Source organism: Piscinibacter sp. HJYY11, from assembly GCF_016735515.1.
Taxonomy (GTDB): domain Bacteria; phylum Pseudomonadota; class Gammaproteobacteria; order Burkholderiales; family Burkholderiaceae_C; genus Rhizobacter.
On sequence record NZ_JAERQZ010000001.1, the window covers coordinates 3,837,203 to 3,862,756 of the forward strand.

Here is a 25,554-nt window from a genome sequence, read left to right on the forward strand (position 1 = left end):
AACCCGCTGCCCGTCGACCCTACGGGCAGTTCACGCGAAGAGCGTCGCCACCGCAGGTCAAGCAGCACGGTCGCTAGCGCCGTTCACTACGGCTACGACGTTATGCGTCCCTCTTCTGGGTGATCTGTTCGGCCAAGCGCCCGAATGGATTACCGGCCATCGCAGTGGCCAGAGCTTCCACGGCTGCAGCGTTGACGAATGCTGCGAGAAGTTGCGGCTTTCCTACAACCCACGCCGGGCCAAACTCTTCGTCGAAATACTCGAGGGCGGCTGCGAAGTGCTGCCGCACCTTCTCGTGCGCCAATGCAGTGGTCCGCATGTCTTCTTGAAAGCTCTCTTGCCCTTCTAAGCCTGTCATCTCAGTCTCCCGTTCGTACGCCAATCATGAGCGCTCGGCCGCATTTGAGTAATCCCTCGGGAGCGTGAGTTCACTTCGGGAAGCCACGATGTCAGGCGACATGAAAAATTGCCCGCCCCTAGTACACCGAGAGCTCGAACCTTCCCCCGCTGACTCACGAAAGCTCTCGAAGCGAAGCTGAACAGGCTGGGCTTGATGACATAGACGAGACCACGTGCGATCACGGTGCGAACGTTGAGAAGCCCTTGTGTTAGATAGGTGCTTCAGCGCGCTTCTTCGTTTGACAAGACCGAACGTTCACTTTGGGAGCACGCCGGTTGCCTCGCCGACAAACCGCGATGGACCGTGCAATGAACGAGTGGTGGATAGGTATAGACGGCTCCAAGCGCAAGCTCAATGCGGCGCTCATGGACGAGCGCAGCACGCCGACGTCGACACGATGCCGCAGGTAGTGCAGCGTTGCTGGGCTGAGTGCGTGACGGTGGTGCGTTGCTGGAGCACGCGCATTTATGCCTCGGAGTCCGCTGGCCCGTAAGGGAGTCCGTGCTTGTGCCGCTTGTTTGCTTGCACCAGGCTCTGGACGCTGGTTGCTCATCGGCCTGCCAGGTCACTGTTGGCAAACAGACCGTCTTGCGTCCCATGACACAGGAGAACGTACTTGCTGTCAACGATGGCAGCGCGTCCTTGTCTGCCAAGCGCGCTGAGTTGAGAGAGAGGCCGTGCAATGCTGCCTCCGTCCGGCACGCTGGGTGCGCTCCAACTTCGCATGCGACGTATCGGCCACTAACCCGCCCCCCGGTTGGCCCACCCACGCCCCCTAATGGGGGTGCGGGCCTATATGTAGTCGTTTCACAAACCGGATCGACCCCAGCTGTCTACTGACAGATGGCTTGAGGCAGAGCCAGCGGATAAGTGAGAGTTCGAGTGCAAAGACCTTCGGAAACCGCTGAGCCCCCGCATAGGTCGTTAGCCGTCTCTTGCAACGTTCATCTGGTCGACACAAGCTGCGCTTGACACGCGTTCGCACGTCTACGTTCCGAGATGCTGCCGCATAGATCTCATGGAGCCAGCCCAGCAGCAATGAATTCATCAACGCGGCTTTTCACCCTTGGAGCTCCATCGGCCTCGATTCTTCGACACGAGCATGACTCGGCGGTCGTATGCCTGCCGCGGCAGAAGTGCGCCGTTGGAATCGCCCCCAAAGGGGGGGCAAGAGCCGCCTTTAGACAACTTGCTATGCGACGGGCTGCCTCCAAAGGTGGGAAGCGGACTGACTGAAATGTTTTCATACTGCGATGGCGACGAAAACGACAAGTACGACGAAGAACGTCTCCGCGCAACGCTCGTTGGAAAAGGAATCAAGGGAGTGAAATGAAGAACCAGTCGAAGTCGACGTAACGCCCTCGGTTCGTCCGAGTCGCGCGTGTGCCGTCAGTCACCCGCCAGCACCTACACAAATACACCGTTATGCAAGTGCCATACGCACTCGCAGGGAAGGGCTCGTCTTTATGGGAAACGCAAATCTTTCAGGTCGCAGGCGGCAGCTCACCGCTCCATTCGCGGCCGCTGTGGGAAAGCTCGCTCGCGGGGCGCTGCGCGCTGTGTTGCCAGTCTTGGCAGCGATGCCGATGGCTATGGCTCAAGAGGTAATCCCCGATTTCCACAAGGAACCGGGTATCAATCCGAATCGCAGTTTCGTCAACCAAAGCTTCAACGAGCACATTGACCCATATACCGGTGCTCTGCAGTTGCACTACGTAGACATCCATGTACCTGGCAATGGTGGCTTCGATCTATCGGTAAATCGCTCCTACAACAGCGTGTCGTTTGATGAGAACAATCCTGCTGCGCACAGCGGGATCGCGGGCTTGGGGTGGACGATCCACTTTGGTCGCGTACTTCACAAGACCAGCACGCTTCCGTGTTCCTCCAGCGCGTTCAGGGTGGACACCCTTGCCAATCCGGTCATTGAACTGCCGGATGGAAGTACCCAGATGCTGGTGTTCTCTGGGTCAGCCTCTCCGATGATGTACACCACCCAACGCTGGAAAGCGGACTGCGCTTCTGGGGGGGGCCTCATCGTTTACTCGCCCGATGGCACCCGTTACGACATGACGCACCCTGTAGCAGTTGGCTCTGGTGCTGGCGTGAAATACGCGTGGTATACGCGGAGCATTGTCGACCGAAACAACAACAGCGCCACGGTGAACTATGTTTCCGGTACGCAGCGAATCTCCTCGGTCACGACAAGCGACGGTCGAAGCATCAACTTCACCTATCACAGCTATGGCTTGGTCAATACGATCAGCGCTCACGGCGCCACCTTCACCTACTCGTACCGAGAGATCACGGGAGTCCCGGGCTCGTACTACCTGACCCGTGTTGATCGACCGGGGCCAGACGGGTCGAGCTGGCAGTACGAATACTTCGGAGTCCGCAACAACATTCCAGGTGGATACGCTCTCAATCGAGTGACCTACCCGGAAGGGGGCTACATCGACTACGACTACGGAAGCTCCACTTCTGACTACGTTGTATTCGATTCGACAGCTGCGGCAACGAGCCGCGCGACTGTTGTGAAATCGAAGCGCGCGAGCGGTGGAGGTACGTGGAATTTCTCTTATGTGCCCGCCCAAAGCCAAGGGTCGTTTGACAGGACGACGGTGTCCACTCCGTCAGGCACTGTGACCTACGACCACTACGGGGCGAACTACGCGCTTAGTGGGGAGTTGTGGCGCGTCGGTCTTCTCCGTCGCAAGCAACTTGGATCCATACGGACTGAGGTGTACACCTGGGCACCCTCTGCGGCAATCTCCAGCCAGCAATTCAAGCGACCCGGTGCATGGCAGGCTACGCGGCTTGATCCCGCGGTGTATGCCCCGCGGCTCACGGGTCGGACGATTACCCAGCACGGCACGGACCACAACACTAACTTCAGCAATTTCGACGGTTACGACAATCCCAGAACGATCTCGGAATCAGGGCCGAACGGCGGCAGCCGCACCACGAGTCTTACCTATTTTGACGGTGCGTCGAAGTGGATCATCAAGCAGCTGAAAGACCAGGTCGTTTCGGGCGGGGTGTCGATCACCCGAACTTTCGACACGAACGGTAACCTGCGAACGGTGAATCGCGACGGCATCACGACGGAACACTGGTATCACCCCGACGGCAATGTCAGCCAAACAAGATTCCCTCGGAATCTTGACCACAGCTATTCGAATTACCACCGAGGCATCGCCCGCACTGAAACTCAGCCGGAAGGCGTCTCGTACTCGCGTGAGGTGAGCGATGCTGGCAATCTCATGTCAGAGCGCAATGGCGAAGGCAAGACGACCAGCTATACGTATGACGGTTTGAATCGCGTACGGTCAATCAACCTGCCGCGTGGTGATGACACCACGATCAACTACACCTCCACGAGCAAGACCGCGAGTCGCGGGGGGCTTGTTGAGACCACCACATTTGATGGCTTCGGACGCCCTCGACGGATCACGCTGGGAGGCATCGACCGCAACTATCTGCACGACGCACTTGGGCGGCTCACCTTTGTTTCGAATCCGAATACAAGCTCTACTGGGACTACTTACGGGTATGACATCCTGGATCGCGTCACGCTCGTTCGCAACGCTGACAGCTCTGAGAAGGTCATCACCTACGGCGGTTCCACCAAAGCGGTCCGAGACGAACGCTCGCATACGACCACATTTGGATACCGGGCGTATGGCGATCCCGCGCAGCAGTTCCTGATGTACGTTACAGCGCCAGGCTCGGTGTCGGGTGCAAGTATTTCGCTGGGTCGAAACGGCAAAGATCTCGTCACGAGCATGACTCAGGATGGCATTGCAAGAACTTTCGACTACTACACCTCCGGCTACATGGAGTGGTCAACAACGCCAGAGACTGGACGGACAGACTACGGACGTGACGCTGCCGGAAACATGACCACCAAGTCAGTGGGTGGCCAGACGACTGTTTTCTCCTACGACAACCAGAATCGCCTGTACAACATTGACTACCCCGGTACCACCCCGGACGTCCGAAAAGGTTACTCAAGAACCCACAAGTTAAAGAGCGTCACCTCGTCGGTGGCCTCCAGAACGTTTGACTACGACGACAACGACAACCTGTCCACCGAAACGCTAGTGGTCGACGGTCTAAGCTTTGTGATCGGCTACGGCTACAACGGCCGTGATCAGCTCGCCTCGATGACGTATCCCCGGTCGAATCGGACGGTAAGCTTCGCCCCGAACACCCTCGGACGCCCAACGCAGGTTGGCTCGTTCGTTACGTCGGTCTCCTATTGGCCGTCCGGTCAGGTCAACACCATCACCTATGGCAACGGTGCGACTTCTACATACGGTCAGCACTCGACACGACTCTGGCCAAATTCGTTTGTCACGACTCGACACGGGACCTACACCAACAGTTCGTATAGCTACGACACTGCGGGCAACCTGACAGGCATCTCCGACTCGGCCGACAGCAGCTTCAATCGAAGCCCAATCGGGTACGACGCCATCAATCGATTGACGACGATTACCGGCCCATGGGGTTCGGGCACTATTGGCTACAACGGGCGCGGCAACATCACGAGCCAAACGCTTGGCACATACAGCCTCTCGTATGGCTATGACGGCAACAACCGATTGGCGAGCATCTCGGGATCCCGCTCCGCTACCTACGGCTATGACACCCTAGGGAACATCACATCGGGCGGCGGTAACACTTATTCCTTCGACGGCGCTCCCAACATGCGTTGCGCCAACTGTGCCGGCACGACCCGAGTGGACTACGCCTACGACGGCATGAGTCAACGGGTCTTCAGCATCAAAGGCGGAGTCAAGACTTACGAGGTATACGGGTCTCATGGCCATCTCTTGGTTGAGTACGTCGCATCGCCGACTCCGAAGCTGACGGAGTACTTCTACCTCGGCGGCAAGCGCATTGCTGAAGTTGATCCGCGAACGGTGACCACCACTGGGATGACCGCCTCTCCAGCGCTGTTGAATCCGGGGCAGCCGACCACTTTGTCGGCAACGGTGCAAGGATCGGCACCAACCGGGACGGTGACGTTCCGCGAAGGTGGGGCTGTGCTCGGTACTGCGACCGTGAGCGGCGGTACCGCCACTCTCGCAGGGCAAACATTTAGCACTGGTGGCAATCACAACCTGACGGCTGTCTACAGCGGCGACGCGAATAACGGCCCAAGCAGTTCTGGCGTTGTTGCGGTTGCAGTGGCAGGGACGTTCGTATACGCGAACCCGACCACCGCGTTGGTCGGTCAGCAGGTGTACCTGGCCGCCACGGTGTACGGAAACAATCCGTCGGGCAACGTTGTCTTTAGAGACAACGGCGCAGTGATAGCAACGGTTCCAATCGGCGCCACCGGCACCAGTGCGCTGGCAACCACCATGGCTTCGTTTTCTACGGCTGGCGCACACTCGATCACGGCCGCATACAGTGGTGATGGCTCTAACCAACCCACCACCTCTCAACCCGTCGTCATTCAAGTTAGCGTTGATGGCTCAGTCGGACTTACAGCAACGCCGACATCAGGAAGCAAAGCCACAGTGTTCGAATTTAGAGCCACCGGATTCGGCTCAGTTAGCACCGGGAGTGTCACCTTCACTGCTACGGGTGTGTCAAATGGCACCCTCAATCTCGGTACCTACCCGCTTACGAATGGGCAAGCGACTCGCTTCTACGCATTTCCGTTTGACGACGATTGGACCGTTACCGCACGGCACTCAGGCAATGTGACATCGCCGCCTGTTGTCGTCACCGTCGTATCGCGGACGGGTACCAACCCGCCGAACTGCACGGTTGATCCGCGGCTCTGCCAATGAGCTTGTCTCAACCTCGCAGCAAACACGAGCTAGGAGTGGCAATGAACACAATCTTTTATATCGCGGTTCGGAAGGTTGGGGCGGCACTCGCGGCACTTTCGCTGTCGCTTGCTTCCTTCGCAACGCTGGCGCAGATCACAACGTACTACCACAACGATCCTTCAGGTACGCCGCAGGTCGCGACTGACGTAAATGGAAATGTTGTGTGGAAAGAGTCGTATCGACCATACGGCGACAAGCTCAACAACCAACCCGGCGCTGGGACGAACAAGATCGGTTATGCCGGCCGTCCATATGACAACTCTACTGGGCTCAGTTACATGGGCGCCAGGTACTACGACCCCGTCATTGGGCGATTCACTGGTGTGGATCCAGCAGATCAGGATGCTGAAAACGTTCACAGCCTGAATAGATACACGTACGCAAATAACAATCCGTATCGATACATCGACCCGGATGGAAATACACCGGTCGACGCGCTCTTTTTGTTCTGGGATCTCGGAAAGCTCGGTGTAGCGATCTACGTTGGCAATCCAGCAGCGATTGCTGATGCCGGGGTTGATGCGGCCATCAGTTTCGCGAGCGTCTTCAGCCCAGTGCCGGGCGTAGGTCAGGCATACAAAGTCTCGCGGATCACTCAAAAGGGACTGGCTGCAGCAAACCAAGGCGAGAATGCGGTTCAAGCAGCGAGCTTAGGCTCCGCTGCCGCAAAGGTCCATCCGACGTTTAAGCCTGGACCGCATGCTGGAGAGTCAATCCCCGCACGTGGGCCAGGGCGAGATTTCACAGCTCATGAACGCGCAGAAGGAAAGCGAATCTTTAGTGAGACCGGCTGTCACACCTGCGGAACCAAGACCGCGGGCACGAAGAGAAACGACCCGGTGCTGGATCACCAACCCGTGTCGGCATTGAATACAAAAGGTGCTCCGCAGCGCCTCTATCCTCAATGCTTAAAGTGCAGCAAGAACCAAGGCCTCGCGGTGATTAGACAGCTTCGAGAGGACGCCAAGAAGTGAAGAAATCGATTAGTGCCTCGCTACCGAACTCTCTGGTTCTCGTTATGGACTACGCGTCCGGCGAGCCGCCTGAGGTTATGGGGGAGACGTTGGTTGCAAGTAGCGGATCCTGCCTCGCCATTGGAACTTTGGCTGAACAAAGTGGCGAGACTGAGTTCTTGCTGACGGATGAAATCGACGCTGTGGAACATTCGACCATGCACTTAGCATTCGATGGCCACATTGAGGTGACAAGTGGCGAAGTTTCACTCGTCAGCGTTCTCAATCAGCCCCTTGTGACGCTGCCGGTTAGTTCGAGCAGTGTTCGGGTGCGCGTGCTTGCAAACGATATGGAGGAACCAAATTGCATTGCAGTTCTACTGGGCTAGCGCCGCGAGCAAGACGGTCTCATACATTCCTCCGTCGGATTGCCGCGCCGATGATGGCTGCGGTTGTGCGTCGGCCAAGAGGTGAAATTGTTAGGGCGTCTGTAGATGCTAAGCGCCTCAGGGTGCGAACTGGTTTCACATTGCTCGAGCTGCTCGTTGTGATGGTCATCATCGGCCTTCTGGCTGCCTACGTTGGGCCAAGATATTTCGCTCAATTGGGCAAGTCTGAGCGAAGCGCTGCGAAGGCTCAAATCGAAAGCCTTGCAAGAGCGGTAGACGCATATCGAATCGACACAGGTCACTTTCCTCTTCAGACCAATGGTCTGCGCGCGCTCGTATCGCGACCGCAAGGGGAAGAAAAATGGAATGGTCCGTATCTACAGAAAGCGGTGCCGCCTGATCCTTGGGGACGAGACTATGTTTATGTGGTGCCAGGTGCGAACGGCGCTGACTTTGAGCTGATATCTCTCGGCAAGGATGGCTTGCCTGGCGGAGCAGACGACGCTGCGGATATCACCTTCAGGCAGTAGGGCTCAACGGGTAGAACACTTGTGCACTCAGCGATGCAGCCAGGGCAGGCGGTAGGTAGCTCCAGCCGCCGGCTAGTGCTGGTGCAAGGCCGTGGCCCCAAAGGGGAACACGTCGAAGTGCAGCTGCTTGCGGCTAGCACTACGGAAGCCATCAGGTTGGCGCGACAACGAGGCGTTCACGCAATCAGTGTCGAGGAAGAACCCGACCGCCCAACCCTCACCAACTCTTCCGGAAAGAGCTTCCCGCTCCTTTTGTTCAGCCAAGAGCTACTCGCTCTTCTAGAAGCTGGACTAACACTGGTCGAGGCGCTCGGAGTTCTAGTGAACAAAGAGCGCCGCAAGGACGTCGCCGACGTGCTGCGCGCTGTTACTCGCGGGCTGCAGGAGGGCTTGAGTTTCTCGAAGGTGCTCTCTGATCAGCCTTCGTTGTTTCCTGAAATGTTCGTCGCTAGCATGAAGGCGTCTGAGCGCACCGGGGATCTGCCTCGGGCACTCGCTCGGTACATCGCTTATCAAGCGCAATTCAACGAGATCAAGAAGAAGATCACATCGGCTGCAATCTATCCATCGGCACTGCTGGTGGTCGGAGCCCTGGTCTGCGTGTTCCTGGTCGGGTACGTTTTGCCGAGATTCAGCGTGGTGTACGACGGGTCCGGCCGTGAAATCCCCTGGCTGTCGCTGATGCTGCTGGACGTTGGGCGGCTGTTACACCAACACTGGGTGATTGCTGCCATTGCAATCGGCACTGTGGTTTTGCTGGCCGTCCTTGCAGTCAAACTGCCAGCAACCCGTCGAGCGCTCCTCGAATCGATTCTTCGTCTTCCCTGGCTTGCCGATCGTGCCAGCGAGTTCCGGATGATTCGCTTTTACAGGGCGGCATCGCTCCTGCTGGCGTCCGGCATTGCCCTACCTCGTGCATTGATGATGGTTGAAGGGCTTCTCAGTCCGGTACAGCGAGCGCAACTGCGTGTCGCCCGGACAGGCCTCGATGAAGGCCGCAGCTTTTCTGCTTCAATGGTTGAAGCAGACTTGAGCAGTGCAGTTGCTGAGTCGCTCATCAAGGTGGGCGAGCGTTCAGGTCAAATGGCAGAGATGCTTGAGCGGACTGCGATGTTTCATGAAGAGGAGATGAGTCGGGTCATCGACTGGGCTTCTCGTCTGCTCGAGCCGGTGCTGATGGCGGCGATCGGGATCATCGTCGGGGCGGTGGTGCTCCTGATGTACATGCCGATCTTCGAACTCGCAGGATCGCTGCAATGAAGGCGGCCGCCATCGTAGAACACGCTGCCTCTGACGCCTGCGTTGCCGAGCTCGAACGACAGATTCCCGCTGCGGCCGACCTCGCAAGCAAAACACAGCGCACCGTCCGCACTTGCCTGGCGGAGCTTTGCCAGTTGTCAGAGCCGCAGTACACAGCGGCGCTTGCCCGGGTGTTCGAATATCCCTTCGGCACCGGATCGGACATGGAGGGCTTGGTGGCGGATTTTTCTGCGCTGCCATTCGCCGAGTGCCAGTCGCGAAAAGTCATTTTCGGAAGGAAATCCGATGGAGCGCGGACGCTCCTGCTTTCCGACCCTTTTGATGAAGACAGCGAAGGCTGGGCCATGCGCCGACTCGAAGAATCAACAACGGGCGAGTGGTCCACGATGTTGGTGAGTCGAGCGAACGTGGATGCGTTGCTGGCGGTGTACGAGGCTCACCGAAGAGCGGTCGACGAATATGAGGAAGGTGGTTCGACGAGCGATCTGTCCACCGACGACGACATCCCCGTCATCTCATTGAGCTCCATCGGTGATGTCCAGAGCGACGTCGTGCGTTTGGTGGATTCGACCATCTATGACGCATTGAAGATCAAGGCGAGCGACATTCATCTGGAATGTGATTTAGCCGGTCTGCATGTCCAGTTCAGAGTGGACGGCGTGTTGGTGCCAGTGACAAGCATCGCCGGTATTGAGCGCGCGAACCAGGCGATATCGCGTGTGAAGGTCATGGCCGAGCTGGACATTGCGGAACGCCGGATCCCCCAAGATGGCCGCTTTCGCGTTCGGGTTGATAGGCGGGACGTTGATTTCCGAGTGTCCATCATGCCGAACGCGTTCGGCGAGGACGCGGTGCTGCGGCTGCTTGATCGCCGGTCGCTGACCGAGGACGTGGCCGGCGCATTGACTCTTGAGAGCCTGGGGCTAAATGACAATGGGATTGCGAACATTCGGGAGCTTGCGCAGAGACCTCACGGCATGCTCCTCGTCACCGGACCGACGGGATCAGGCAAGACCACCACGCTTTACGCTGCCATCACGGAGATTCACACCGGACGCGACAAGATCGTCACGATCGAAGATCCAGTTGAGTACCGGCTCCCGCGGGTGCTGCAGATTCCAGTCAACGAGAAAAAAGGGCTTACCTTCGCTCGAGGCTTGCGCTCTATTCTTCGCCACGACCCAGACAAGATCATGGTTGGTGAGATTCGCGACAGCGACACGGCGCAGATCGCTGTACAGGCTGCGCTCACTGGGCATCTGGTCTTCACCACTGTCCACGCCAACAGTGTCTTCGACGTCCTGGGGCGCTTTCTTCATATGGGCGTGGATGCCTATAGCTTTGCCGCAGCGTTGAATGGGATCGTCTCTCAGCGTTTGTTGCGGGTGAACTGCGAGAGTTGCGTGGCTCTACGGCGGCCCGACGAGAGTGCGATCCAGCGGGCCAAACTCCAATCAGCAGACCTCCGTTCTTGGAAGCTGATGGCCGGAGCTGGCTGCGCGAATTGCCGTGGCACTGGTTTTCTAGGAAGACGCGCGATCGCCGAAGTGTTGGTGTTGGATGATCGCCTTCGAGAAGCCATCGCAACGCGCGCGCCGGTCTCGGTGCTAAGAGAGATGGCTGCGTCCGTCGGCATGCAAACGATGAGAGAGTGCGCACTGGATGTGGTTCGGCAAGGCGACACGACGCTCGAGGAGTTTCTCCGTGTGGCGGGATAGCGGCAGGTCCGTTGCATTGCTGGTCCGTTCCGATCGCGTTGAATTGATGGCGGTTGTGCGGGGAAAGTCCATTGAAACCATCGCGGAGGTGGCCCTGGACGGCGTGGATCGCGAGGCGCTTCCAGATGCCATATCGCGCCTGGAGCCGCTAGTGAAAGCGGACCTCGGCGACACCAGATCCGTCCGCGGCCCATTAATCGTCCTGCTCAGCGCTCGTTGGGCGCCAGCGATCGCCTGCCCTTGGAGTCGCCAGCTGCAACATGCGGCTCCCGCTAGGCGCTACCTCTCGGAGCTCTTTACGTCCTCCGGCGTCACAGTCGCTGACACCGACGAGATTCGTATCGAAGACCGCGGATACAAAGTGACGGCCGTGGCGGTGCTGTACCGAGCTGACGTCTTGGCGGCAGTAGCCAAGCTAAGTGATGCGTTGCACTGCCCACTTAAAGTCGTTATGACGCTGCAACAGACGGTGTGGCAGGTATTTTCGTCGTCAAAGCTTCGAGCTTTGGCGCTTGTAGACGGCCAACACGTGAGCATGATCAAGCCGGGGCAACGCAACGCCTGGATGCCTGGCCAGGTGTGTTTCAGCGCACCAAACGATTCCCCGCTCGACACCGCTGCCCGCCTGATCCGCCGTCTAGCGTTGAGAACGGTTCGTTCGGTTCGCACCCAAGTACGCTTGATCGATCTCGGTTCGGCCGACCCAGTTGACTCAGTCACACACACCTTCGAGGCGCCTCGCATGAAATCGCCGCTCCAAGGAGGCGACACCCAGGTCCTCGCACGACTGCTTTTTCACGCGACGGGCGGTTCTGCCCATCGGCCGCTGAGCGTGATGCCAGTCGCGACTCGGACGACACGAATGCAGATTGGGATGGCATCCGTCGCGCTGACATGCGCATCAATTGCGCTGTTGACGGTTTATCGCGCGCAAGCGGAGGTGGATGGTCATGCGAGCCTGCCACCCGCGAGGGTCCAAGCGACGGGCCTCGAAACGTCGCGAGTCGCACCGGTCGCCGACCCTGCGCGTGTTCGTGCAGTAAATGCGGCTATCAGGGAGCTCAATCTGCCCTTCGAGGATCTGTCCAGAAGCCTCACGCCTCCGCGTGACATCCATGTGGGCCTTCTATCTCTATCTTTCAGCTCCGTCGGCGCCGCGGGGCAACGGTCAGCCGTCCTGCTTACAGCCGACGCACGGTCAAGCGTCGACATGACCAGATATGTGGCGTTCTTGGCCGACCGTCCTACTGTCCAGAAGCCGTCGCTGGTAGCCCATCAATTGATGGAAGGCGAGCCAGGCACGCCCTATCGATTCTCAGTGGAGTTGTCGTGGCGGGACTGAATTCGATGATCCAGCAATTCGCGACGCTGCCTGAGGCGCTTTGGTGGGAGTCGCGTCGGGTAGCCAGATTGGCCGCCAGAACCGTTGGATCGTCATGGTTAGTCCTGCTTGCGTGTGCTGCGGTCGTGGTGATCAGCGCCTGGTGGCTCCTTCGCATGCAGATGCGTTCGGGCGAGTCACCCGCGTCAATTCGAACTGTTGCTCCGGATGCGCCAGCAGGAAATCCAATGGCGTCGAGTCTGGATGGCCTCGCGGCGTTCGACAAGCTCCTTATCGCTCATGAGGAGGCGCCTTGGGTTCTGAGCGAGTTGTTCGGGCAAGCCGAAGCCAGTGGGCTGGCTCTGGCGCGCGCGACCTACAGCAGTTCCGACGACGTGCCAGGCCAGTACAGGCGTGTCCTGATCGCGTTTCCGCTCAAGGGCCGCCCTGATGCTCTACGTGATTTCTTGAACGAGGCACTTAGGAAGCATCGGTCTCTTGCATTGACCTCCGCCTCTTTCGTGCGAGGGAGCGTCGCGTCCCCCGAGGTTGAAGCCAAGATCAACCTTGTGCTTCTCACCCGGTTGCCCATGCAAAGTGCAATGGCCGTGGACGCCTCGTCCTTTGATCCCGAGGTCCGCCCGTGAGTAAGTCGCGTTCGAGGTGGCTCTTCGGTCTGTTGATCTTGACGGTCCTGTTGGCGTACCTGTCGCCGGACCCTCAGGTCGCACCAGTCCAAGAGTCGCGCCGGAAAACTGCCGACGCCGGCACCTTCCGGCAATCGACGACAGACACGGAGAAAGTACTGACGATCCGATCTAGAGATCGAGTGATGCCGGTCTCGTCGTTGGTATTCGACACTCTGAGGGAGCCAGTCATTCCGCGTGTGCAACAGGTTGCCCCCACTGTCACGTCTACGGCGCCGCAGGTTGTTCCGATGGCACCGCCCGCGCCAGCGCGGCCTCAAGTGCTCGGACGATACGAAGAAAACGGAAAAGCCGCGGTGTTCATTAGCGCGGGTGGGCGAGAGTATGTGGTACGAGAAGGTGACCGCATCGAGGATCAGTATGAAGTCAAGCGCGTAGATCCGGACAGCGTCGTCCTTCTCTACCTTCCTCAAAATGAACTGCAGACGTTCGCGACCGGAGAACGATGACGTGAGTGCCCGACTTACTGACGATGAGGTCGCCGGCAGTCCTGGATGCGGCTGGCAGCACACGTGGCGCCGTCCGGCCCTGTGGTTGCTCGCGCTGTGCTGTATTTTCGCGCTGCAGGGATGTGCTGCCTCTGCCGCGTATCGCGAGGGTCAGTCGTTGCTCGCCGAGGGGAAGACCCATCAGGGGCTCGTGCGATTGGAAGAAGCGCTTAAGTTGGAGCCGCGCAATGTCGAATATCGCATCGCGCTCATGAGCACGCGTGCGCAGGCGGTTCGTGCCGCACTGTCGGTCGCCGATGCAAAGATTGCGGAAGGCCAAGTAAGCGAAGCCGAGCGTGCATACCAGCAAGTGTTGGAATTGGAGCCAAGCAACCCCTTGGCGTTGCACGGACTGCGGGTCGTCAAGTCAACGGAGAGACATCAGCGCTTGATCGCTTCCGCGGAGGCATTGCTGAGCCGAGGCGATGCCGCGGGGGTTGCAGAGGCGCAGGAACTGTTGCGTTCGGTGGTGGCGGAAAACTCGGCACACCGAGGTGCAGCTGCCCTGTTGCACCGCGCATCGATCGCACAGCGCGATCTTGTCCGCAGCTCAGGTAGGCTCGCGCTTGCGTACAGAAAACCTATCAACCTCGAATTCAGAGATGCACCGATCCGCTCGATCTTCGATCTGATCTCGCAGGTTTCCGGATTGAAGTTCCACTTTGATGCGGAAGTCCGCCAAGACCTGCGGGCGACCGTGTTCTCCAAGGGCCGGTCGATCGAAGACGCGATCCGAACCATCCTCATGAGCACTCAGCTTGAGCAGCAGGTTGTCGCACCCGACACGATCCTAATTTTCCCGGCAACCGCGCAGAAACTGAAGGACTACCAGACGCTCGTCGTTCGCACCTTTTATGTCAGCAACGCAGATGTGAAGACCGTCGCGTCGACGCTCAAGACCATTGCGAAAGTTCGCGATCTTTCCATCGACGAGCGGCTGAATGTGATCATCATTCGGGACGCCCCCGAGGTGGTCAGAGTGGCGGAAAAGATTGTGTCGTTGCTAGACATTGGCGATGCCGAGGTGATGCTGGAAGTGGAGATCCTGGAGGTCAAGCGCTCCCGCTTATTGGAGCTGGGCATCCAATGGCCGGGCCAGGTCACGTTGTCGCCCATCCCGAGCGGCAGGGTTTTGACCCTCGCGGACCTCAGGAATCTGAGCTCGAGCACGATTCAAGCCGGCTTCGATGCCTTCCCTTCCATCAACGCCAGGAAGGCCGATCAGGATGGCACCACCCTCGCCAATCCCCGCATTCGCGTACGGAACAGGGAAAAGGCAAAGATTTTGATCGGAGACCGTGTTCCCGTCATTTCCAATACGTCGACTGCAACTGGTTTCGTGGCCGAGTCGATCAACTACCTGGACGTGGGTCTCAAGCTGGAAGTCGAGCCGACGGTGTTCGTGGAGGATGTCGGCATCAAGATCAATCTGGAAGTGTCCACCTTGGTCAAGGAGATCCTCAGCAAGACCGGCTCTCTTTCTTACCAGATCGGGACACGCGGAGCGAGCACGGTCTTGCGGCTGCGCAACGGCGAAACGCAGATTCTGGCGGGCCTGATCAGCGATGAGGAACGGGCAACGGCCAGCAAGGTTCCTGCAGCGGGTGAACTGCCCATCCTGGGGCGCCTCTTCGGCAGCCAAAAGGACGACAGCCAACGAAACGAGATTCTGTTGTCGATCACGCCAAGGATCATGCGGGCGCTGCCCCAGCCCGATTTTTCGGCGCTGGAGTTTGAGTCGGGCACTGAGGCGCGTGTTGGTGCCCCCCCTGGCTTACCCGAACTCGTTGTGAGTCCGAAGTAAAGCAGTTGCCAGCACATGAAACAACGCGGCTTTACGCTCGTCGAACTCCTGATGACGATTGCCATTCTCGGAGTCTTGGCCACCATCGCGATGCCAGTCTCACAACTGGCTGTTCAGCGGAGCAAAGAACGCGAGCTGCGGGTCGCGCTAATTCAAATCCGAGAAGCCATCGACGCCTATAAGCGTGCGTCCGAGCAAGGCCGAATACATCTTGCGGTCAACGACAGCGGATATCCGAAGCGGCTAGATGAACTCGTTGAGGGTGTGGTCGATGTGCGCAGTCCGGCGGGCCAGAAGATCTTCTTCTTGCGGCGGTTGCCACGCGATCCATTCCACGCCGACACGGCGGTGTCTCCGGCATCAACTTGGAAGCTGCGAAGCTACGCGTCGTCACCTGAAGCGCCTGCGGAAGGTTCGGACATCTTTGACATCTACTCGTCGTCTCAAGAAATCGGGCTCAACGGTGTTCCATACAAGCTCTGGTAGGTCCACCGGCGGCGCCGTTGGCTTCACGCTGGTGGAGCTGCTGGTTGTTCTGGCGATCGTTGCATTGTTGTTGACGGTGGCCATGCCCCGCTACATGGGCTCGTTGCAGCACGCCAAGGAGGTCGTCCTGCGCGAAAATCTACAGACCATGCGAGGTGCGATCGATAAGTACTTCGCCGACAAGGGCCGCTTTCCATCCAGCCTGGACGAGTTGGTCGAGCACCGGTACTTACGTGCTGTTCCTCTGGATCCCGTCACCGAATCGAACCGGACGTGGCAATTGCGCGTCAGCGGCAGCGACAATGGCATCGCGGATGTCGCGAGCGGCGCCAGCGGCATCTCAAAAGAGGGAAGGCCCTATGCAGCCTACTAGGCGCTACCGGTCGCAGGGCTTCTCTTATGTGTGGGTCCTCATCATTGTTGGGACGCTGGGCTTCGGACTCACCCGTGCTGCCGAACACGCATCTATCTCTACTCAACGCGAAAACGAGCGCGCGTTGCTGGCCATTGGGAACGAATTTCGTGAGGCGATCAGGCGTTACTACGAGGTAGCGCTGGTAGACGGATCTCATCAGTACCCACTGTCATTTGATGATCTTCTCGCAGATCAAAGAGATGGAAGCCTCAGGCGACACCTCCGAAGGGTATATGTTGACCCCATGACAGGAAGAGCTGATTGGGGCGTCGTGCGTGTCGGAGGACGTATCGTAGGGGTACATTCTTTGTCTACACGACCCGCTATTAAGCAAGATGGGTTCTCAGATGCTGATCGGAACTTTAAAGGTAGGCGATCGGTGGGCGAGTGGGTGTTCTCGCTGTCAGACTAGGGGTCGAGGTAGTCAGTCCGTCCACTGGAGCCCTGGGGCGTTCGGGTGCAACTTCGGCGTCAGTTCCGCCCAAGCTGGGTCGGCCATCTCGGAAGAGTCGACTTGAACTCGATAAGAAAACGCCACCGACGAGTTCTCCGCAAAAGCTCGTGCAAGGTCAGCAACCGATTCAACAGAATGAGCTGATCTACTTACTGTGTTCTTCCGACTTCCTCCGCGAGCCGCACCACTCCGTCTATTGCGGCTCATGCTCCTGAGAGTTTCCGACACGAAGATCGCCAGCACCTTCGTCAAGAGCTAAGGTCACGACAAGGTGGCGGGTGCAACGCTCAGGGTATGACAGCGTCATGCCCAGCCGCTGAGACCTCTGGTGGTGGCTCGTCGGTGATGAGCGTGAACGAGTCAAGCTCGGGCTCGCCGCCCTTGCTCCAGTGCGACCAAAGGCATTTCCCGCTGGTGTTCGGCTTGAACTCCTGCACCACGATCTGTGGAGGGCGAGCTTGCCTCCCTGCTGAGCGTCTCGTACCCGTCACGGCGCCGGTCCGACATGGTGCTGGCGCCGCCGGTGCTCGAGAGCCTGCAGCAGGTCCTGAAGGAACAGCGGCACTTGAGCAAGCTGCGCAGCCACGGCCTCCACCCCCGCCGCAAGTTGCTACTGGTCGGTCCCTCCGGCACCGGCAAGACGATGACGGCGGCCGCGCTCGCCGGCGAGCTGGGCATCCCGTTGTTCGTGGTGCGCCTGGACTCGCTGATCACCAAGTTCATGGGCGAGACCGCGGCCAAGCTGCGCCAGGTGTTCGACGCCGTCGCGTTGACGCGCGGCGTGTACCTGTTCGACGAATTCGATGCCATCGGCGCCAACGTGGCATGGCCAATGACGTGGGCGAGATCCGCCGCATCCTGAACAGCTTCCTGCTGATGATCGAGCAGGACGAGTCCAGCAGCGTGATCATGGCCGCCACCAACCACCCGGACATCCTGGACGAGGCGCTCTTCAGGCGCTTCGATGATGTGGTGCAGTACCACGTGCCGTCGGCGGACGAGGTCAAGGCCTTGCTTCGCATGCGTCTGGCCAACTACCTCAAGTCGCCCAAGGCGCTTGCTGAGCTCGCCGAGGTGGCCACCGGGCTCAGCCATGCCGAAGTCGCCAGTGCCGTCAGCGACGCGATCAAGGAAGCGGTGATGCACGACCAGGACACCGTCGCGGTCGACGCGGTTCGCAGCCTTTTGCAGGAGCGCAGGAGGCTGCGCCTCAATCGGTAGGACATCTCCGGCTTGGATTCCCTCCATTGGGGGCTCACGCTCTGGAGGGTTGTAGACGCGCCATGATGTCCGCCATGATTGCTCTCAACTACAGGGAGGAATCAATGACAGGGGTTGACGTTCATGAGATCTCGCTCGATGACCAGTACAGACTGGCCTTGGCGCATGACACCGGGAAGAAACACTTTGCGGCGGCTATAGAGCACTTCGACGAAGAGTTTGGGCCTGGTGCAGTGCTGGAGAAGCCAGAGTTGCTGGCCGTCTTCGTCAAGGCAGCTGCCATGGAATCCTTGGCTGCTGCGATTGCCGGTGCCAAGTTGGTGAAAGACACTTCGGCACACTAGGCTGGGACAGAATGGGGGATGACCAATATCGCATCCCTCCTCAAGAGCGAGATCATCCGACTCGCGCGCAAAGAAGTCCGTGCAGAAATCCAGTCACTCAAAAAGGCGCTGGCTGGGCACCGATCGCAGATCGGGGCCCTTAAGAAAGAAGTGCGCTCGCTGCACGGCGAACTCAAACGGGCATCAAAGGGGGTAAAGCGGCCAGCCCCCGAGGAGGCTGGCGACGAAACCCAGGTGCGCTTCAGTGCGGCAGGCATGAAGGCGCATCGCAAGAAGCTGAAGCTTTCCGCGAAAGACTATGGTTTGCTAATTGGAGCATCCATGCTCTCGGTCTACAAATGGGAAGACAGCAAGGTCAAGCCGCGATCTAGCGCCCTGGCCAGGATTGCGGAGGTCCGCACCATCGGCAAACGCGAGGCGGATCGGCGACTTGCTGAACTCAAGGGCGCATAGAGGTGCACCCGCTTCTCTGGCGTCAGGTCAAGATCAACCTCAGCAATGCGCATCGACGGAAGCTGCAAAGCTGCGTCGAAGGGTTGAATGTTCTCCTCCTTCCGCAAGGAACGGGTACTGGATCTCACTGAATACCCAACCGGGCCTTGCGATCCACGCCGCGCGTTGCAGGAATTCCAAGCCAGTGCTGCACAGCCGGACCCAAACATGACTTCATCTCTAGCTGATACTCAGCAAGCGCTTGCGGCAACAAGCCTTGAATCCTCAACGATTGCCGAGGGTTGGATCTCCGGAGCACTGGACAGTGTGCTCATCGTCGAACTGAACAGCGACGACGTTCTCTCATCTTGGAGCGTGCTCCGTGGCCTGGCTGAGCAACTACTGCGCTTTCCTCTTGTCTCGCAGCTCGAAGACATTGATGGACTGTTTCGAGACGAGCCTGCTCATCCGGACGACCTTGCCTACGTCACATATCCCACAAAGGTCTTGAAAGACTATCTGACGATTGATGGCTTCGCAGCGCTTCAGGACGGCGAGGTAATGCGTGGAGAGTTCAGCCCTCTTCGGTCAGCTGAGCTCTTTAACGGATTAGCGAGGGTCTTGGGCGAGACGCAGCGGACTTTCGGGTCCGCTCCTGATGTGGAGGATGTCTCTGCGCTCATAGCGAAAGGGGTGCTGCGATCAAACGCAGATCTTGAGCTCTGGCTCCTGAACTGGGAGGTAGAACACTTTGGTGACGCAGCACTTGATGTGAGCCACCTCGGAGACTCCGACCTGATCGACTTTGACGATGAATCGCAATACGTCGCGGTGCTCCCACCAACTCCCACCGCTTGGGAGGCGCTTCTCTTCATGGGTTGGTACGGCACACAGCACGATCCTGCAACAAAAATCGCCGCATTGAAAAGCTGGAACGAGCGATTTGGCGCAGAGCTCGTCTGTGGATTCGCGAGCGTTCTAAATTTGAAAGTCACTCGCCCACCCACGAGCATTCAAGAGGCCTTTGCTCTGGCCATTGAGCACGACCACTTTGCGTCGGACAAGCGCACGCTCTCGGGCCTTTCCCTTCGAGACTACGCGCGTACATTGCTGGCCAGCGATCGTTGGCAGCTAATGGCCAAACCTTAGTCGTCTAGTTCTGGCGCCGACCCCACCAGTCCCGCAGGGGTCACGGGTGGCTCAGCGAGGTGTCGCTGCGGCCGCGCTTCCCGCCGCGGGTCCGATACCCTGCATGCCGCCACCTGACTGCTCAGAGTCGGTCCGGGATCCAAGCCATTCTTCGATTGCGGTAATGGTCTTTTGGCCCATGCCGGGCGTGTCGCTGTTGAGGGTTCCGTTGACCAGCGCTTCTGAAACGTCCTTCTGGCTTTTAAAGCCAAGCGTCAGCAACGCCCTCGCAGTTCTATGCGGGAGCCCGTTGAGCCAGTCCGAGCTGCTCTTGTCGATGCGTTGATCATGCGAGCGGGCCAGCAGCGTCCCGGCGACGTGCATCGAGCAACGCAACTCAATTGCAACCTCGCGAACCGTCATCCCGCTCGCGCGAAGCGCTTCGGCTCTCTTTTGCCGCTCAAGGATCTCCGTCGAATTCGGTGAGAGGGGTTGAGTTTGCTGTCTCATAAGAAGTGGCCCGGCTGAGAAACGCGGGCGATGCTAAGCGACTGCAAAACCCTCCACAACCGCACCCCCTTAGGAGTGGTTCGTTGTAAGAGCCTGTTGCAACCGCTTGCCCCGCGGGCAACTGCCTCCAAAATCGCGCCCCTAGCAAGGGACGTATAAAAAGCATGATGGACCGACTCAGCGACGCCATGAGCGGCGCCGCAGGACGCATGGTCAGTGGCTTCGACAGCGCACTGAGGTCACTGCTCGCAAGCTGGACCAGCGCACAACGCCTCTACAACCTCGAAGGTGCGGCCCCGGTCAGTGACCTGATGGTCGAGCGCTTCAGCGTGGTCGACACCATCAGCGAGCCCTTCCAGCTGCAGCTGCACACCCTGTGCGTGCACAACCGCACTCCGCTGCAAGCGCTGCTCGGACAGCGCATCACCCTGCTGAGCACCCTGGCCGATGGCAGCCGCCACCGCCGCAGCGGCCTCGTCTTCGAGGCGCGTGATGCGGGCGCCGACGGCGGCCTCGTGCGCCACCAGTTGCTGATCCAGCCGTGGCTCGCCCTGCTGGGCCACACGCGCAACAGCCGCGTCTGGCAAGACAAGACCATCATCCAGATCCTCGACGACGTGCTGGGCGCCGACGCCTACAAGGCCCACGCCGCCTGGCGGTGGGGCGAGACCGATGCCGAGGGCAACACCGAAGACCTTGCCGCATTCATCGCCCAGGGCCCCAACGCCGGCGTGCGCTCCTACTGCGTGCAATACCGCGAGAGCGACCTCGCCTTCCTGCAGCGCCTCCTGGCCGAAGAAGGCCTCGGCTGGCGTGTCGAAGAAGCCGACGATGCCCCAAGCGGCCACCGCATCGTCTTCTTCGCCGACAGCGCCCGCTGGCCCGAGAACACCACCTCGCGCAGCGCGCTCGGGGGTGCCGGCATCCGCTTCCACCGCGGCTCGGCCGCCGAAGAGCAAGACGCCATCCAGAGCTTCGGCGGCTGGCGCCAGCTCACGCCGGCCGCCAGCGCCGTGCTGCAGTGGGACTACCAGGCCAAGCGCGCCATCGCCGCAGAGTCCCCCACCGCCTACGACTACACCAGCGAGTCGATGCGCGACATGGCGCCGTGGCTGCAGCAGTACGAGCCCATCGGCGCCACCGCCGACACCGGCACCTGCAGCAGCACCCAGCTGCAGCACCGCGCCACCTGCCGCCAGCAGGCCCACGAAGCACGCCACAAGACCTGGCTCGGCCGCAGCACTGTGCGCAGCCTGCGCGCCGGCGAGCACTTCGGCCTCACGCAGAGCACGCTGGATGCGCTCTCGGAGCTGCAAAGCGCCGCCGATCGCGAGTTCTGTGTGCACAGCGTGCATGCGCTCGGCGTCAACAACCTGCCCAAGGAGCTGAGCGAGCGCCTGATGCAGCAGCCGGTGTCCGACCCGTTCGCCGAACTTGATGGCGAGCCTGCCAGCACGTTGTCAGAGAGCCTGGAGCACGACCCGGCCCTGAGCCGCAAGGCCGCCGAGCTCGGCTACGCCAACCGCTTCGAAGCCCTGCGCCGCCTCATCCCATGGCGACCCCTGCCGCCCACCACGCGCACCGCGCTCGGGGCACAGACCGCCATCGTCGTCGGCCCTGGCGGCGCCACCAGCCCGAACGGTGCCGACGAGCTCTACACCGATGCGCTCGGCCGCATCCGGGTGCAGTTCCACTGGCAGTCCGCCCCGGGCGCGGACGCGAGGCCTGACAACCGCAGCAGCTGCTGGGTGCGCGTCGCGCAGCGCTGGGCCGGCGCCGGCATGGGGTGGCAACACATCCCGCGCATTGGCCAGGAGGTGCTGCTCGACTTCATCGAGGGCGACATCGAGCGACCCATCGTCCTCGGCAGCCTGTACAACGGCCGCGGCGAAGCCGGCTTGCCGCCGACACCGGGCGGCGCGGCCGCGGAAGCCGACACCAGCGCCTACAAGGCCAGCCACAACCACGGCCCGAGCGCCCAGGGCAACCTCGTCGGCGGTGGCTCAGGTGGCCACAGCCCGGCGTGGCACGGCGGCGCCCCCGGCCCGGCCGGCCAAGACGCCGCGGCGCAGAACAACACCGCTGCGCTCGGCGGCTTCAAGAGCAAGGAGTTCGGCGGAGAGGGCTTCAACCAGCTGGTCTTCGACGACACGCCCGGCGAGCTGCGCGTGCAACTCGCCACCACGCAGCACGCCACCCAGCTCAACCTCGGCCACCTGATCCACCAGGCCGACAACCACCGCGGCCACTACCGAGGCCGCGGCTTCGAACTGAGGACCGACGCGTATGGCGCCGTGCGCGCCACCAACGGCTTGCTGATCACGACATTCGGCACCCGAGAGGCCGACCCGGCCGGCGACAACGCCGCCGGCATGGCGCTCCTGAAGCAGGCGGCAACGCTTGCCGACAGCTTCAGCAATGCCGCCAAGACCCATCAGACAACGGCTCTTGCGAGCGCCATCGGCACGCTGAAGGCCGGCCAGAGCACCCTCTCCGACAAGCTTGCGCCGATGAAGGCGCTGCACCAAGCCGCAAGCGGCATGGTGAGCCACGCATCACTCGACGCCGCCATCGCCGATGCCGGCCAGAAGAGCACGCAGGCCAGCGACGGCAAGTTGCCGCACACCACCGATCCCATCGTCGCCATCACCGCCAAGGCGGGTCTTGCGACGGTGGCCGGTCAAGACATCCAGTTCGCCAGCGGCGAAGCCATCAGCTGGCAGGCCGGGCAGGACATGCAGCTCGCGAGCGGTCAACAGCTGCGCCTGCACACCGGCCAGAGCATCGGGGTGCTGGCCGGCGCCGTGAAGGCCGGGCAAGGCGCCAAAGGCACCGGGCTCACGATGATCGCGGGCAAGGGGCCGGTGCAGATGCAGGCCCAGGCCGATCAGGCGGAGGTGGCGGCGAAGAACCTCGTGAACGTGCAGAGCGCCAATGCGCACATCGATTGGGCGGCGGCGAAGAAGATCACGTTGACGACTTCGGGTGGGGCACAGATCGTGATTGGCTCCGAAGGCATCACTGTTCAATGCCCGGGGAAGATAACGGTGAAGGCAGCAAGCAAGAGTTTTTCGGGCGGTGCTCGAGAGACCTTTTCGCTGCCTACGTTGCCTGTGTCCAGTGGCCCGTCACTCGTTCCAGACAAGGAAATCATCGAGCTGTTTTGGACCTACGGCGATAGCTTTGAGCGGTTGTCAACGATGTCGAGACACTATGTGGACATGAACCTGCATGTCAGGACCCGGAACTACAGCACGGGCGAGGCGGTTTCGGTCACCGTTGATTTGCCAGGCCAAGACCCAGCAACCGCGCGGTCTGTCACGCTGACCGGCAGTGTGAACGACAAGGGCGAAGCGGTATTCGTAAATGCGTTGAGAGAGCAGACCATCGAGCTTGGATGGAGGGCCTGATGACTGAAGCAGCAACTATTCGAGCACGCGCGCAGGGCCAATCCATCGGCATCAGAGCCAACAGGCCCTCATGGGCCGACATGAAGAAGCACTATCCCGCTGAGAGCGTGAAGAGCGCCGACTTCTATCCAATGGTCAGCAAGGCGTACCAGAAGGCCTTTCAGACCAGCCCTGAAACATGGTCCAACACCTGCGCGACCCGCATGAGCTACGCGCTCAATAGGTCCGGGTTGAAACTTCCAGTGGCCCCCAATGGCGGCAGCATCGTCGGCGACGACAAGTACAACTACTGGATTCGCGTCGCTCAACTGAGCAAGAAGCTGTCCGACCACCTCGGCAAACCAGACTTCCTCTTAAAACACGACCCCGTCGAGCGGTTCCGCAAGGATCTGGCAGACAAGCGGGTCGAAACCACACGTACGTTCCTGTCAACCATCGCTGACAAGAAGGGCATCGTTGTCTTTGAAGTGACCGGTTGGCAGGATGCAACCGGGCACTTCACGCTTTGGGACGGAAAGGATCTTCTCTACGTCGGTGAAGGTGAGCACAACGTCCAAACCAGCTATGAGTACTACTTCTGGTTTCTCCGCACGATGATCACCGACAAAGTGATGGCTCAGACAACCAAAGTGTCGCTATGGGAACTCAAGTGACCATCAGAACGCTAGTAGCCGTCCTCGTGGTGGCAAGCTACCCGACGATTGCCACTTCAAAAGGTGGAGCCGTCAGCACACTTGAGGAACAGAAGGAACTTGTTCTCTTCCAATGCCTGAAGACAAACTACAAGTCCATCGGCGTCTCGATTGGCGAACACGACTGGTCTCAGTTTTCACCTCGCTACGACGCATCCAGAACACTGACGCAACATTTCGAGTGGCAAAGCCGACTGAGCGACTTCGTGGGCGCTCATGTACAGGAGTACTACAAGGATGAACTCTCGCTCAAGGCAGAAGGAGGCAAGCCTCCGTTCACGCACATCTTCTCGAAGTGCGTCGCTTTTTCTAAGTCGACAGAACTGCATCAGTTTTTGAAGACTAACCTCCCGAAGCCGTGACGGCAAAGGGGCCCGGCTCGGTGACTTGGCTGTCTCAGGACGTCGATCAATGGCTTGTTCTGCCTTGGCGCGGAGGGCGATCGGTCAGCGAAGAAACTGGTGGAGCACCCTGGTGGCTCGTTGAAGCGTGATCGCGCAAACGGCTGAAGGCGTTCTCCGACGTGCCACGGCCGCCTTCAGACATGGCGGGTCACAATCAACCACCCCGGGGCGGCTCGCGTTCGCGCAGCTTGGAGCCCATTGAAAGCATTAGCGCTCAGCGTTCTGCGCGCTTCGCAGTTCTCCGTCGACAAGCAAGAAATTGCCTGATGCGTCCTTGGTGTACTTCACCACAGCGCCCGGAGCTACGGGGCCGAAGGAGACACCATTGACGTATGCGGCACCTCTTTTTAGTTCCACTTTGTCGGCGGCGAGGTATGCCACTCCCGCGTCTCCCTGCAATGTCACCTCACCGAAAATCGCAGACGTTGACGATGAAGCTGACGTGCCGCTCATTCCCGATGAGCCGCTGTTGGAATAGTTGCAGGCGGCGAGCGATATGAGCGCGAGAACTTGCGTGTTCAAGCGGATCGCTGACATCAAAGATCTCCTTGTATGGGATTGTGCAATGAGCCATAAGATGGCACGTTCCAATTTTATGTTGCTTAAGGCTGCAAGCGACCGGGCTCAAGCCCGTTCAAC

At 59.7% G+C, this 25,554-nt stretch carries 22 protein-coding genes; 19 read left to right on the plus strand and 3 right to left on the minus strand.

Features of this window, described 5'->3' with window-relative positions; translation table 11 throughout:
• Positions 1-100: 100 nt before the first annotated feature.
• Positions 101-358 carry a hypothetical protein gene (locus JI745_RS17865; protein WP_201810037.1) on the minus strand — a complete coding sequence of 86 codons (258 nt, stop codon included), beginning with the start codon at positions 356-358 and terminating at the stop codon, positions 101-103.
• Between the two features lie 1,568 nt (positions 359-1,926).
• Between JI745_RS17865 and JI745_RS17870 the strand changes: the two genes are divergently transcribed.
• The 16 genes from JI745_RS17870 (at position 1,927) to JI745_RS17940 (ending at position 19,920) form a co-directional block, all read left to right on the plus strand.
• Positions 1,927-6,207, plus strand: coding sequence for an Ig-like domain repeat protein (locus JI745_RS17870; RefSeq protein ID WP_201810039.1), 4,281 nt, complete (start codon positions 1,927-1,929; stop codon positions 6,205-6,207).
• Positions 6,208-6,248: 41 nt separating this feature from the next.
• Positions 6,249-7,223, plus strand: a complete 975-nt coding sequence (locus tag JI745_RS17875) for an RHS repeat domain-containing protein (protein ID WP_201810041.1) — start codon at positions 6,249-6,251, stop codon at positions 7,221-7,223.
• Positions 7,220-7,591, plus strand: coding sequence for a hypothetical protein (locus JI745_RS17880; RefSeq protein ID WP_201810043.1), 372 nt, complete (start codon positions 7,220-7,222; stop codon positions 7,589-7,591). The genes JI745_RS17875 and JI745_RS17880 overlap by 4 nt, the downstream gene beginning before the upstream one ends.
• A gap of 53 nt (positions 7,592-7,644) precedes the next feature.
• Positions 7,645-8,121: a type II secretion system major pseudopilin GspG gene (gene gspG / locus JI745_RS17885; RefSeq protein ID WP_201812634.1), complete on the plus strand. Its 477-nt coding sequence runs from the start codon at positions 7,645-7,647 to the stop codon at positions 8,119-8,121.
• Between the two features lie 117 nt (positions 8,122-8,238).
• Complete coding sequence (locus JI745_RS17890; protein ID WP_310738682.1) at positions 8,239-9,381, plus strand: type II secretion system F family protein; 1,143 nt, start codon at positions 8,239-8,241, stop codon at positions 9,379-9,381.
• Positions 9,378-11,099, plus strand: a complete 1,722-nt coding sequence (locus JI745_RS17895) for a GspE/PulE family protein (protein ID WP_201810047.1) — start codon at positions 9,378-9,380, stop codon at positions 11,097-11,099. Before JI745_RS17890 ends, JI745_RS17895 begins: the two co-directional genes overlap by 4 nt.
• A 16-nt stretch (positions 11,100-11,115) precedes the next feature.
• Positions 11,116-12,441: a hypothetical protein gene (locus JI745_RS17900; protein WP_201810049.1), complete on the plus strand. Its 1,326-nt coding sequence runs from the start codon at positions 11,116-11,118 to the stop codon at positions 12,439-12,441.
• Positions 12,442-12,446: 5 nt separating this feature from the next.
• Entirely contained in the window at positions 12,447-13,067 is a 621-nt protein-coding gene (locus JI745_RS17905) for a hypothetical protein (RefSeq protein WP_201810051.1), read from the plus strand.
• Positions 13,068-13,577: 510 nt separating this feature from the next.
• A complete protein-coding gene (locus JI745_RS26810; RefSeq protein ID WP_201810057.1) occupies positions 13,578-15,419 on the plus strand; it encodes a secretin N-terminal domain-containing protein in 1,842 nt (613 codons plus the stop codon).
• 15 nt (positions 15,420-15,434) lie between these two features.
• Positions 15,435-15,905, plus strand: coding sequence for a type II secretion system protein (locus tag JI745_RS26475; protein WP_236675032.1), 471 nt, complete (start codon positions 15,435-15,437; stop codon positions 15,903-15,905).
• Positions 15,883-16,278 (plus strand): prepilin-type N-terminal cleavage/methylation domain-containing protein, encoded by a 396-nt coding sequence (locus JI745_RS26480; RefSeq protein ID WP_310738684.1) that lies wholly within the window; start codon positions 15,883-15,885, stop codon positions 16,276-16,278. Before JI745_RS26475 ends, JI745_RS26480 begins: the two co-directional genes overlap by 23 nt.
• 1,001 nt (positions 16,279-17,279) lie before the next feature.
• Positions 17,280-17,636, plus strand: coding sequence for an ATP-binding protein (locus JI745_RS26655; protein ID WP_255545722.1), 357 nt, complete (start codon positions 17,280-17,282; stop codon positions 17,634-17,636).
• Positions 17,600-17,995 carry an AAA family ATPase gene (locus JI745_RS17925; protein WP_255545723.1) on the plus strand — a complete coding sequence of 132 codons (396 nt, stop codon included), beginning with the start codon at positions 17,600-17,602 and terminating at the stop codon, positions 17,993-17,995. Before JI745_RS26655 ends, JI745_RS17925 begins: the two co-directional genes overlap by 37 nt.
• Positions 17,996-18,069: 74 nt before the next feature.
• Positions 18,070-18,339 (plus strand): hypothetical protein, encoded by a 270-nt coding sequence (locus JI745_RS17930; protein WP_201810062.1) that lies wholly within the window; start codon positions 18,070-18,072, stop codon positions 18,337-18,339.
• An 18-nt stretch (positions 18,340-18,357) separates the two neighbouring features.
• Positions 18,358-18,792, plus strand: coding sequence for a hypothetical protein (locus tag JI745_RS17935; RefSeq protein WP_201810064.1), 435 nt, complete (start codon positions 18,358-18,360; stop codon positions 18,790-18,792).
• 87 nt (positions 18,793-18,879) lie between these two features.
• Positions 18,880-19,920 carry a DUF4253 domain-containing protein gene (locus JI745_RS17940; RefSeq protein WP_201810067.1) on the plus strand — a complete coding sequence of 347 codons (1,041 nt, stop codon included), beginning with the start codon at positions 18,880-18,882 and terminating at the stop codon, positions 19,918-19,920.
• Between the two features lie 51 nt (positions 19,921-19,971).
• Here JI745_RS17940 and JI745_RS17945 read toward each other — a convergent pair whose 3' ends face one another.
• Positions 19,972-20,322, minus strand: a complete 351-nt coding sequence (locus JI745_RS17945) for a hypothetical protein (RefSeq protein ID WP_201810069.1) — start codon at positions 20,320-20,322, stop codon at positions 19,972-19,974.
• A 251-nt stretch (positions 20,323-20,573) separates the two neighbouring features.
• Here JI745_RS17945 and JI745_RS17950 point away from each other — a divergent pair, with 251 nt between their 5' ends.
• Genes JI745_RS17950 through JI745_RS17960 form a run of 3 tightly spaced genes read left to right on the plus strand, consistent with a single transcriptional unit; the run spans position 20,574 to position 24,873 of the window.
• The gene (locus JI745_RS17950) at positions 20,574-23,819 is read left to right on the plus strand and encodes a type VI secretion system Vgr family protein (RefSeq protein ID WP_236675033.1); all 3,246 of its coding nucleotides are present in this window, start codon (positions 20,574-20,576) and stop codon (positions 23,817-23,819) included.
• Positions 23,819-24,472, plus strand: a complete 654-nt coding sequence (locus tag JI745_RS17955) for a T6SS effector amidase Tae4 family protein (protein WP_201810071.1) — start codon at positions 23,819-23,821, stop codon at positions 24,470-24,472. Before JI745_RS17950 ends, JI745_RS17955 begins: the two co-directional genes overlap by 1 nt.
• On the plus strand, positions 24,469-24,873 hold the full coding sequence (locus tag JI745_RS17960; RefSeq protein WP_201810074.1) for a hypothetical protein: 405 nt from the start codon (positions 24,469-24,471) through the stop codon (positions 24,871-24,873). The genes JI745_RS17955 and JI745_RS17960 overlap by 4 nt, the downstream gene beginning before the upstream one ends.
• 249 nt (positions 24,874-25,122) lie before the next feature.
• On the opposite strand, the gene JI745_RS17965 is transcribed toward JI745_RS17960, so the two are convergent.
• Entirely contained in the window at positions 25,123-25,452 is a 330-nt protein-coding gene (locus tag JI745_RS17965) for a hypothetical protein (protein WP_201810075.1), read from the minus strand.
• Positions 25,453-25,554: the final 102 nt, after the last annotated feature.